This window comes from Rhodococcus sp. AB351 (genome assembly GCF_049538275.1).
Taxonomy (GTDB): domain Bacteria; phylum Actinomycetota; class Actinomycetes; order Mycobacteriales; family Mycobacteriaceae; genus Rhodococcus.
Genome location: NZ_JBMVFW010000005.1, coordinates 341,168 through 351,082, shown reverse-complemented (window position 1 = coordinate 351,082; position 9,915 = coordinate 341,168). Strand labels below are relative to the sequence as shown.

Here is a 9,915-nt window from a genome sequence, read left to right as displayed (position 1 = left end):
CGAGCAGGACGCCGCGGTGCGCCTGGCGCGAATCGGATCCGACGGTGCCGCAGGCTATCTGAACGTCGATCGGGACGGGACCTTCCCCGCGGAGCTGGCCGGCCTGATCGAGGCCGCACCCCGGACGACCGTCGAGGAACTCGACCGCTTGCTCGCCGCCGACGCGGTCACCCTCGTCGACATCCGCAACCCCGGTGAGCGCGAGTTCGGGACGATCCCGGGCGCGGTGCCGATCCCGTTGGCGCAGTTGCGGGCCCGTCTGGACCAGGTTCCCGCCGGCAAGCCGATCGTGGTGCACTGTGCCGGTGGATGGCGTTCGAGCGTGGCGGCTTCGCTGCTGCGGGCCCAGGGCTTCGAGAACGTCACGGACCTGCTCGGCGGCTACAACGCGTGGGCCGAATCTCACGTCCCTGCCTGATCATTCCGGCCCGGAGAAAGGAACGGAAACGATGACGACGAAGAACCTCACGATGGCGGACTTCGAATCCACCATCGTCGGCAACGATATCGTGCTCGTCGACTTCTGGGCGTCGTGGTGCGGCCCGTGCCGTGCCTTCGCCCCGGTCTTCGACAAGTCGTCGCAGGTACACCCCGAGATCGTGCATGCCAAGGTCGACACCGAGGCCGAGCAGCAGCTCGCCGCCATGGCGAACATCCGCTCGATTCCGACGATCATGGCATTCCGAGAAGGTGTGCTCGTCTACTCACAGCCCGGCGCGTTGCCGGCACCGGCTCTCGAGGACCTGATCACCCGGATCGAGGCCCTCGATATGACCGAGATCCACGACCAGGTTGCCGAACAACGCGCAGCCTCCCGCTCCTGACCCTTCGCCGGGTCCGTAGCGAACTCTCATCGAGGAGGACTCTCATGTGTTACCCCGTCGCCTGCCCGAACTGCGGAAAGACCGGATGGGGCGGATGCGGACAGCATGTCGACGCCGTCTTGCGTTCCGTGCCCGCCGCCGATCGCTGCACCTGCGGTCAGGACACCGTCCCGGCCCGCGCCGAGCGTCGAAGCGTGCGTTCGCTCTTCCGTCGCTGACCTCGGTCACAACCATGGAGACGGTGTCCGAACCGGAACCGGCCGTAGCCGTCGGCCCCGACCCGGAGGCCGGGACGTGAGCCCCAGGGCCACGCCCCGGCCTCCGGTGCTGGGCCTGCGGGCCAACGCCGCGCAGTTCACCCTGTTGGTGGTGGTCAACGCCCTGGTGGGAGGCATGGTCGGTCAGCAACAGGCCGTGCTGCCGCTGCTTGCCGAGAACGAATTCGGGCTGAGCGGTTACACATTCATTTTCACCTACGTGACCGCCTTCGGGATCACCAAGGCCGCCGCGAACTACTTTGCCGGGACCTTCTCCGACCGCTACGGACGCAAACCCGTGCTGCTGGTGGGATGGTTGTTCGCCCTGCCGGTACCTCTCATGCTGATTCTCGCCACCGACTGGTGGTGGGTGGTAGCCGCGAACGTACTGTTGGGTATCAACCAGGGGCTCACCTGGTCGACGACCGTGGTGATGAAGATCGATCTGGTCGGTCCGGCCCGGCGCGGTCTGGCCATGGGACTCAACGAAGCTGCAGGTTACGGCGCTGTCGCCGTGACATCACTGTTCGCCGGTCACCTGGCCGAGCAATTCGGTCTGCGCCCGGCACCCTTCCTGTTGGGGCTCGCGTACACAGCCCTGGCGTTGGTGTTGTCGGGTTTCTTCGTGAAGGAAACTCGGGATCACGCACTGCTCGACGCCGGGCAACATGTGGCCCGCGCCGACGGGATCCACGATCACCTTCACGCCGACCTGACCGACCGTGAGATCGTGGCCCAGACCAGTCTTCGGGAACCCGCTCTGTCCTCGGCGAGTCAGGCGGGACTGGTCAACAACCTCAATTTCGGTCTCTCATGGGGATTGTTCCCCTGTTGTTCGCCACCGCGGATCTCGCCGTTGCACAGATCGGCCTGCTGTTCGCCCTTTATCCAGGAGTGTGGGGCGCGGGACAATTGGTCACCGGAGCCTTTTCGGACCGGATCGGCCGGAAGCACCTGATCACCGCGGGAATGGCCGCACAGGCCGCCGCCCTGGCGGTCATCGCGCTGAGCGACGCATTCGCGGGCTGGGCGACCGGCACCGTACTGCTGGGCGCGGGCACCGCCATGGTCTATCCCGCCCTGCTGGCCGTGATCGGCGACGTCGCCCACCCGGTCTGGCGAGGCAGGGCCGTCGGCGTCTACCGCGTCTGGCGCGATCTCGGCTACGCGGTCGGGGCAGTCCTCGGCGGGATCGTCGCCGACCTGATGGGTCTGCACGCCGCCGTCGGAGTCGCTGCGGCCGTCAGCGCAACCTCCGCGCTGATCGTCGCTCTCCGGATGTACGAAACACACCGGCCGGTCGCCGCTGCTCGGTAGCAGTCAAGGCGAGCCGGGCTCGTCCGGTGACGAGTCGACAGAGATCTCGGGCCCCGGACCGGTGGGGGCGGAGGCCGCGATACCGGCACGATCGAGGGCGTCCTCGGCGAGTGCGCGCCCCAGCGCGATCATCTCGGCCGCCTTGTGGAAGTCGAGACTTCGGCACGCGGTGCGCGGGACCTCCACGAGGATGTCGGGCGGATAGGCCGCCAGCTGGAACCGGGACAGCGCCGACTGCATGATGTCGAGCGACCGGTTCATCACCGCGACGCGTCCGAACTTCGGGATGAGCGCATCGTCGGCGTCGACGTCGCCAGTGTCCTCGGTGTCCTCCTCCGGCGGCTCGTCGTTCGCCGCATTGATCGAGAACCGGTTGACCACCGACCGCACGATGTCGGTGTCGAGCATCTGGTTGGCGCTGCGCCGGAAACGTGCCTTCCATTCCTCGATGGGCCGTGCCTCGGAGCTGGCGTTCTCGGGTGATCGTGCCGAGCCCTGCTCCTCCCCACCGAGGCTGACTCCGATCGTGAGGTCGGCGGGCATGCCGACCGTCGGTGCGATCGGTAGGGGCGACAGGGTGCCGCCGTCGGTGAGGACGCGGCCGTTGAGTATCACCGGCGTGATGACACCGGGTATCGCGATGGACGCCCGGATCGCAGCGTGGACGGGACCTCGCTGGAACCAGACGGCGCGACCTGCTGCGAGGTCGGTGGCTACTGCGGTGAACGGAATCGGGAGTTCCTCGATCACCGCATCGCCGAGGATCTCCCGCATCTTGGACAGGATTCGTTCGGCGCGGATCGCGCCGGGGGCCGAGACCGACAGGTCGAGAAGGCGCACCACATCCATCTGGGACAGACCCGTGGCCCATTCGGTGTACGAGTCCATCGCGCCTGCCGCGTAGACGCCACCGACCAGCGCGCCCATCGAAGAGCCTGAGACTCCGACAATTTCGAGGCCACGTTCCTCGATCGCCCGGATGGCGCCGATATGGGCGTATCCGCGGGCACCGCCACTGCCGAGGGCGAGTGCCACGCGTGTCCGTCCGGCCATGGGTCCGATGGTACGCAGCACCCTCACCGATATCCGACGGGAGCGCAGTCGTCGTGTCGCGCACAGCGCCGGAGTTCGGAAGAATGTTCGGCGGTCGCACTGCACACTGGAGCCTGTGGGTGGATGGACGACATCGCGCCCCGTACCTATCAGCGAAGGAGCCGCATGCGTTTCGGACTGTTCGTTCCCCAGGGTTGGCGCCTGGACCTCGTCGGCATCGAGCCCTCCGATCAGTGGCAGGTGATGCGCGACCTAGCGGTCCGCGCCGATCGCGGCCCGTGGGAGTCGATCTGGGTGTACGACCACTTCCACACCGTCCCTGAACCCACCGACGAGGCCACCCACGAGGCATGGAGCCTCGTGTCGGCCTTCGCCGCCGTCACCGAGCGCGTGCGCATCGGCCAGATGTGTACCGCCATGGCCTACCGCAACCCCGCCTATCTCGCGAAGGTCGCGGCCACCGCCGACATCATCTCCGGTGGGCGCATCGAGATGGGGATCGGTGGCGGATGGTACGAACACGAATGGCGCGCATACGGTTACGGATTCCCGTCGCCGGGTGAGCGGCTGCGCCGACTCGACGAGGGCGTGCAGATCTTCCGACAGGCGTGGACCACGGGTTCCGCGACGTTCTCGGGTAGGCATTACACCGTCGACGGAGCCATCGTCCGTCCGCTTCCGCTGCAGGACGGCGGTATTCCGCTGTGGATCGCCGGCGGCGGCGAGAAGGTGACCCTGAAGATCGCCGCGAAGTACGCGCAGTACACCAACTTCGACGGCACACCCGAAGGGTTCGCGCGCAAGTCGGAGATCCTGCGCGAGCGCTGCGCCGAGGTCGGCACCGACTTCGACGCCATCGTGCGATCGGCCAACTACAACGTGGCGATCGGCCGCACCGAAGCCGAGGTGCAGGACCGGCTCGAGGCACTGCGGGCCCGTCTCGAACCGATCGTCGGAGCGGAGAAGGCCGACGGGGCGCTCGACGCCTTCCGGGGGATGCCCGCCGTCGGCACCCCCGAGCAGATCGTCGAGAACCTCACCGCGCTGAAGAAGCAGGGGCTCGAGTACGCGATCTTCTACGTTCCCGAAGCCGCCTACGACACCTCGGGGCTGGAACTGCTCGAGAAGGAAGTGCTCCCGCACCTCGCGTGATGCCCACTGCCCCTGAGACCTAGAGGGGCCAGCCCTCCACGGGTCCGGGTGGGTCGTCGGCGGACAGTCCGGCGACCCACACGTCCCGCGGCACGCCCCGCTGGAGCAGGCCGTTGCGGGCGATGCCCTCGTACCGGAACCCGACCCGTCGTGCGACGGCGGCGGAGGCATGGTTGCCGACGAAGGCACGCCACGCGACCCGCGGGACGTTCATGCCGTCCGGCGCGAACGCGAAACCGCATGCCAGGCGCACCGCGGCGGTCGCGAGTCCGTGGCGCCGCGTCGTCGGTGCGATCCAGTACCCGATCTCCGGGTCCGAGCCCTCACGCGGAACGAATCCGACCATGCCGCGCAATACTCCGTCCGCGGCGGTGCGCACGGCCCAGTCGGGCCATCCCTGGGCCCACTTGGCCGGAACGACGTCCTCGACGAAGTGCAGCGCGTCCGCTCGGGCGTAGGGGGAGGGCACGGTGGTCCACCGGGCGATCAGCGGATCCCGGCACGCCTGGGTGATGGCGTCGACGTCGGCCGGACCCGGTGGCGAGAGCACCACCGCGCCGTCGGTCAGCGTGCGTACGTCCATGTCACCGCAGTCCTGTGTCACCGCATCTCGGGCGGCAGTTCCTTGCTCGCCAGTTCGAGGCGACGCTCGTCGGTGGCGTCGATCTGGTCCACCATCTTCAGCTTGTCCTTCAGCACGCGCCACTCCACCTCGGGGATCTGCGCGACCGCGTCGGCAATGATCTTCTGATCACGGGTACCCCAGGCGATCGGCATGGGGCCCACCATCTGCCAGACCCCCGAGTCGTTGCGGGTCGTGCGGTCGGACAGGACCGCGGCACACGGCACCCGCTCACCGATCGCGATCCGGTGACCCGGCACCGCCTCCACGTTGCGGGTGACCAGGGCGAAGTGCCGACCGGACGTCTCGGGCTTGGCGATGTCGACCAGCGCGAGCAGCGTCAGCCCGCGGGCACGCTTGGCGGCGACGACGGCCGGGACGAGCGGGCTGTCGCGGTAGAGCTGCTCGATGGTCCCCACCTTGCGCGGCGCCCACAATGCCACCCACACCGACGTCGCTGCCGCGACCGCCAGCACGGCGGCGACGATGTACGCCCAGGCCTCGCCGAGCAGGAACAGACCCACCGCACCCGCGACACACACCAGGCCGACGAATATCGCCGACCACCGCAGACGACGGACATCCGCGAGGGTCTGGTTCACGGCCTTGGCATGGGGCAGGTCCACAGGGAAGTCGAAGCGGCGCACGCCACCAGCTTATGGGAGCCCTTCGGCCGACCACTGCCGGTCTCCGGCGGCGAGCCCGGCCGCGGCGGGCTCGAGCAGAATGCGCACAACGGCGCTATCGCGCGCAACGGTGACTCGGTGAGGGACGTGGCCACACACTCTGCTGTAGCAGAGATCACACAACCCTCACGGCTTCGAGCCGGACCCCCACACCGAACCTCCGGTCGCACCCGCGACCCGTGGTCGACGTGTGCCCGGACCGGCCCCGACCCCGTCAGAAAGTGGGCACCGCCATGCTCGTCGTCCTCGGCTTCCTGATGGTCGCCACGTTCATGTACCTGATCATGTCGAAACGGGCCACCCCGGTCGTCGGCCTGATCCTGATCCCGGTCGCGTTCGGCCTGATCGCCGGAGCCGGCACCGACATCGGCGACATGATCGTCGACGGCGTCGAAAGTCTCGCCCCCACAGCGGCACTGCTGTTCTTCGCGATCATCTTCTTCGGCATCATGATCGACGTCGGCCTGTTCGACCCGCTCGTACGGCTCATCCTGCGGCTCGTGCGCGACGACCCGGCACGACTGGTGATCGGAACCGCAGTGCTGGCGATGGTCGTCTCCCTCGATGGAGACGGGTCCACGACCTTCATCATCACCACCTCCGCACTGCTGCCGCTCTACCTGAAACTGAAGGTCAGCCCCGTCGTCCTCACCGTCGTCGCGGGCCTGGCGAACGCCACGATGAACATCATCCCGTGGGGCGGGCCGACGGTGCGCGCGGCCAGCGCGCTCGGGTTGTCCCCGTCCGACGTGTTCGTCCCGATGATCCCGTCGCTCGTCGTCGGACTCGTGGTCGTGCTGGGCTTCGCTGCTCACCTGGGCTTCGTCGAACGTCGCCGCCTCGGGAAGCTCACGTGGAAGCCCGACCTGATGCCGCTCGGCGCCGGTCCGTCCGGAGTGGGTACGACGGTCGGCAAGGACACGGACGAGGCCGGGGAGGTCGGGCAGTTGGCTGCCGGGCTCGACCCCGACCGTCCGACCCTGCGTCCGCGTCTGCTGCCCTTCAACGCGATCCTCACGGTGGCGCTGCTCGTCGTCCTCGGTCTCGACATCCTGCCGATCCCCGTGCTGTTCATGATCGCCGCCGGTATCGCGCTGGCCATGAACTTCCCGCGCGTCGTCGACCAGTCCGCCGCGATCGCACGGCACTCGTCGAGCATCGTGTCGGTCGTCGCGATGGTGTTCGCCGCGGCCGTCCTGACCGGCGTGTTCCAGGGCACCGGCATGGTCGAGTCGATGGCGTTGTGGCTCACCGGCGTCGTCCCCGACTCGCTCGGCCCGTTCCTCGCCGTCATCACCGGTCTGCTCAGCATCCCGATGACCTTCTTCATGACCAACGACGCCTTCTACTTCGGGGTGCTCCCCGTCCTGGCGGAGACCGCAGCGCAGTACGGCATCGAACCGGTCGAGATGGCGCGCGCATCGATCACCGGACAGCCCGTCCACATGCAGAGCCCGCTGGTCCCGGCGATCCTGCTGCTGGTGACCCTCGCCGGGGTGCCGCTGGCCGACCACCACCGCAAGGTGCTGTGGCGCGCCGGAGTGGTCTCGATCGTGATGCTCGTGGTCGGGGTGGTACTCGGGCAGATTCCGTTCGGGTGAGATCGGCCGCGGGCCACACTGGACGGATGGGACGAACGGGAGCGACGCCGTGAAACTTCGCACCCAGGTACTTCTGCTCCAGTCCGCGGTGGTGGCGGTGGCACTCGGCATCGGATTCACGGTGTTCGCCACCACCACCGAGGACCGAGTCACCGACGAGCACGGTCAGCGCGCGCTCGCGATCGCACGGTCGGTGTCCGCGGACCCGACCGTGCGGGACGAGGTCGCACGCTATTCGGCCGCCGACGACGGGGTGGTCTCCCCGGACAACCCGGAACTCGCATCCGGTGCGGTGCAGCAGGCCGCCGAGGCGGTCCGCACCGCCACCGGAGCGTTGTTCGTCGTGGTCACCGACGACCAGGGGCTCCGGCTCGCGCATCCCGATCCGGAGCAGCTCGGCCGGAGGGTGAGCACCGATCCCACCGAGGCGCTCGCCGGACGCGAGGTCATGACCAGCGAGTCGGGCACGCTCGGCGATTCCGTGCGGGCCAAGGTGCCGGTGGGCGATTCCGTCTCGGGCAGGGTGGTCGGGGAGGTCAGCGTCGGCATCGCCACCGACCGGGTGCGCGCCGATCTGCGCAGCGACCTCGCCGATGCCGCACTGATCGCGCTCGCGGCGCTCGGGTGCGGTGCTGCCGGGTCGTTGCTGCTCGCCAACCGCTGGAAGCGACTCACCCTGGGACTCGAACCCGAACAGCTCACCGAGCTGGTCCGCGAACAGGAGGTCGTACTGCACGGGATCTCCGACGGGGTCGTCGGCACCGATGCCCGCGGCATCGTCACGGTCGTCAATGCCGAGGCACGTCGCCTGCTCGATCTCGACGACAGGATCGGCCACCGCGTCGACCTCGACGACGGAATCGGCCACAGCGTCGACACTCTCGGGATCACCCCGCGGTTGCTCGACGTGCTGCGCGCCGCGGACGGCATCCCGGTCGCGGCGACCACCGGCGACCGGGTCGTGGTCGCCGTCTCGCGGCGCGTGGTGCGCGACGGCCGGGATCTCGGCACGGTGATGTCGGTGCGGGACCGGACCGACATCGAGACGCTCACGCGTGAACTCGATGCCGTCAAGGCGATGAGTACGGCGCTGCGGGCCCAGCGGCACGAATTCGCGAACCGCCTCCACCTGCTCGACGGACTGCTCCGCCGCGGGCACGCGGAGCAGGCGCTCGAGTACATCGAACAGATCCTGGGTTCGGGTCCGCTCGGTGAGCAGCTCGACGGCATCGACGCGATCACCGACCCCTACCTGCACGCCTTCCTCGTCGCGAAGGCCGCGCATGCGCGCGAGCAGGGAGTGGGGCTCGTGCTCGGCGAGAACACATGGGTGCACGCCACCGTGCAGGCGCCCGTCGACGTCACCACGGTGCTCGGGAACCTGCTCGACAATGCGATCGAGGCGGCACGCACGAGCGGGCGCACACCGGCCGAGGTGGAGGTCGAACTGATGGAGGACGGTGCCGACCTGCACGTGAGTGTCGCCGACACCGGCGACGGCGTCGATCCCGCGTTGCCCGACGTCTTCGTCGAGGGCGCGACGACCCGCAGCGATCCGACGGTGCCCGGCGGTCGCGGAATGGGGCTGGCGCTGGCACGGCGCATCGCACGGCTGCACGGCGGCGACGTCGTGCTGGCGGACCGAGGCGGGCAGCGCACACCGGAGAATCCGACCGGGGGTGCGGTCTTCCTGGCGACGCTGCCCGGGATGCTCGACGAAAGGGATAGGGGATGGGCGGAACGGATCTGAAGGTCCTCGTCGTCGACGACGACTTCCGCGTCGCCGAACTCCACGCATCCGTGGTCTCGGGTGTGGCGGGATTCGAGATCTGCGCGGTCGCCGGGAGCATCGCGGCAGCTCGGGACGCCGTTCGGTCCGGTCCCGTCGATCTCGCCCTCGTGGACGTGTATCTGCCGGACGGCTCCGGGGTCGACCTGATCCGGAGCCTCGAATGCGACAGTTTCGTGCTCGGTGCCGCCGGCGAGGGCACGACGGTGCGGGCGGCGCTCGCCGCCGGTGCGCTGGTGTACCTGGTCAAGCCGTTCGCGAGCACCGAACTGGCCCGCCGCCTGGCGGCCTACGCGCAGTACCGCAGGGTCGTCGCGGGGGAGGAGCTCACCCAGACCGAGATCGACACGGCGCTGGCTGCACTGCGACCGGTGTTGCCGGCCGCCCGCCCGGCCCCCTCGCGTTCGATGACCGAGGAACTCGTGATGCAGGCGCTCCGGGAATCACCGGAACCGATGTCGGCGGGGGAGGTGGCCGTGACGATCGGGGTGTCGCGCGCGACCGCCCAGCGCTATCTCGCGGCCCTCGTCGCGAGGAAACGCCTGCGGATGCAGTTGCGCTACGGCACCACCGGCCGTCCCGAACAGGAATACCGACCGCTGTGACGCTGGTCC

At 68.8% G+C, this 9,915-nt stretch carries 10 protein-coding genes and 1 pseudogene; 8 read left to right on the top strand and 3 right to left on the bottom strand.

What is annotated here, in order from left to right:
- From ACPCXD_RS14070 to ACPCXD_RS14060, 4 genes and pseudogenes are all read left to right on the top strand, one after another.
- Positions 1-418 (top strand): rhodanese-like domain-containing protein (locus ACPCXD_RS14070; RefSeq protein WP_423659991.1); only part of this gene is annotated, 418 nt, incomplete at its 5' end.
- A gap of 31 nt (positions 419-449) precedes the next feature.
- A complete protein-coding gene (trxA, locus tag ACPCXD_RS14065) occupies positions 450-824 on the top strand; it encodes a thioredoxin (protein WP_016691289.1) in 375 nt (124 codons plus the stop codon).
- 44 nt (positions 825-868) lie between these two features.
- Complete coding sequence (locus ACPCXD_RS22925; protein ID WP_016691290.1) at positions 869-1,042, top strand: DUF8730 family Cys-rich protein; 174 nt, start codon at positions 869-871, stop codon at positions 1,040-1,042.
- A 76-nt stretch (positions 1,043-1,118) separates the two neighbouring features.
- A pseudogene (locus ACPCXD_RS14060) lies at positions 1,119-2,398 on the top strand (MFS transporter).
- A gap of 3 nt (positions 2,399-2,401) precedes the next feature.
- Here the strand turns inward: ACPCXD_RS14060 and ACPCXD_RS14055 are convergent.
- On the bottom strand, positions 2,402-3,451 hold the full coding sequence (locus ACPCXD_RS14055; protein WP_423659988.1) for a patatin-like phospholipase family protein: 1,050 nt from the start codon (positions 3,449-3,451) through the stop codon (positions 2,402-2,404).
- Positions 3,452-3,616: 165 nt separating this feature from the next.
- Here ACPCXD_RS14055 and ACPCXD_RS14050 point away from each other — a divergent pair, with 165 nt between their 5' ends.
- Entirely contained in the window at positions 3,617-4,603 is a 987-nt protein-coding gene (locus ACPCXD_RS14050; RefSeq protein WP_160873785.1) for an LLM class F420-dependent oxidoreductase, read from the top strand.
- Positions 4,604-4,622: 19 nt separating this feature from the next.
- Here ACPCXD_RS14050 and ACPCXD_RS14045 read toward each other — a convergent pair whose 3' ends face one another.
- Together ACPCXD_RS14045 and ACPCXD_RS14040 are read right to left on the bottom strand one after the other, a co-directional pair.
- Positions 4,623-5,186 carry a GNAT family N-acetyltransferase gene (locus ACPCXD_RS14045; protein WP_026060962.1) on the bottom strand — a complete coding sequence of 188 codons (564 nt, stop codon included), beginning with the start codon at positions 5,184-5,186 and terminating at the stop codon, positions 4,623-4,625.
- A 17-nt stretch (positions 5,187-5,203) separates the two neighbouring features.
- On the bottom strand, positions 5,204-5,872 hold the full coding sequence (locus tag ACPCXD_RS14040) for a DUF3239 domain-containing protein (RefSeq protein WP_160873786.1): 669 nt from the start codon (positions 5,870-5,872) through the stop codon (positions 5,204-5,206).
- A gap of 272 nt (positions 5,873-6,144) precedes the next feature.
- On the opposite strand from ACPCXD_RS14040, the gene ACPCXD_RS14035 reads away from it, so the two are divergent.
- The 3 genes from ACPCXD_RS14035 to ACPCXD_RS14025 are packed head-to-tail and all read left to right on the top strand — an operon-like array spanning position 6,145 to position 9,906.
- Complete coding sequence (locus ACPCXD_RS14035) at positions 6,145-7,512, top strand: citrate:proton symporter (protein ID WP_160873915.1); 1,368 nt, start codon at positions 6,145-6,147, stop codon at positions 7,510-7,512.
- A gap of 49 nt (positions 7,513-7,561) precedes the next feature.
- Positions 7,562-9,262, top strand: coding sequence for an ATP-binding protein (locus ACPCXD_RS14030; protein ID WP_160873787.1), 1,701 nt, complete (start codon positions 7,562-7,564; stop codon positions 9,260-9,262).
- Complete coding sequence (locus tag ACPCXD_RS14025) at positions 9,244-9,906, top strand: response regulator (protein WP_160873788.1); 663 nt, start codon at positions 9,244-9,246, stop codon at positions 9,904-9,906. Before ACPCXD_RS14030 ends, ACPCXD_RS14025 begins: the two co-directional genes overlap by 19 nt.
- Positions 9,907-9,915: the final 9 nt, after the last annotated feature.